We start from the raw sequence: 872 nt of genomic DNA on the forward strand, positions 1-872 counted from the left end.
TTATTACAGAAAAGCGCCCTTTTCATGAATACTTGAGTTCAAGATAATATTAATAACGTTCTTAGAATTGCCCACGTTTATTGAGTAGTTAATTGGGGGGAGTAACAAAGTTTTATGAATGACCTTGGATAAAAAGGCTAACTCACAAGAGATATTCTCAAATCTTTGAAAATAGACACTTTGAATTAGCCTCAAGTCATTAGATTTACTCGCAATTAATTAAAAAGTATGAGCTAAGTCCTTTGCACGAGCAATTCCATTTTCTTTGATTTCTTGTGCTTTATCCGGCATAGCATTATGTCCTTCTATAAATAAACCATCAAAAGAAGGGACACCAAAGAAATTCATGATTACACTTAAGAAGCGATGACCCATTTCTACACCAGCAGCTGGACCTTCTGAATAAACACCTCCACGGGCTTGAATATGAAGTGCTTTTTTATCTGTTAATAGACCAACTGGACCTTGTTCGGTATATTTAAAAGTTTTCCCTGCAACTGCAATAGAGTCAATATACGCTTTCATTACTGGTGGGAATGAAAAATTCCATAAAGGCGTCACAAATACATATTTATCTCCTGACATAAACTGTTCACTCAGTTCATTAAGACGCCCCACTTTTTCTTTTTCTTCTGCTGAAAGCTCTTCGAATCCTTTACCAGATTGAAGTTTTCCCCATCCACTGAAAACATCCGTATCAATATGAGGGATATTCTCTTTATATAAATCAATGTGAATGACTTCATCATTCGGATTTACTTCTTTGTATGTATCAATAAATGCTTTTCCTGCAGCCATACTGAAAGATTGTGTTTCATCATTTGGATGAGCTGTAATGTATAATACTTTGGCCATCTTATTCACCTTCTGTT

The 872-nt window shown here is 35.1% G+C and carries 1 protein-coding gene; it reads right to left on the reverse strand.

The window, feature by feature from the left end; translation table 11 throughout:
- Window positions 1–219 precede the first annotated feature (219 nt).
- A complete protein-coding gene (locus V7164_RS25505) occupies window positions 220–855 on the reverse strand; it encodes an FMN-dependent NADH-azoreductase (protein ID WP_335355635.1) in 636 nt (211 codons plus the stop codon).
- Window positions 856–872 lie beyond the last annotated feature (17 nt).

The sequence above is a fragment of the Bacillus sp. JJ1474 genome, assembly GCF_036965225.1.
Classification (GTDB): domain Bacteria; phylum Bacillota; class Bacilli; order Bacillales; family Cytobacillaceae; genus Cytobacillus.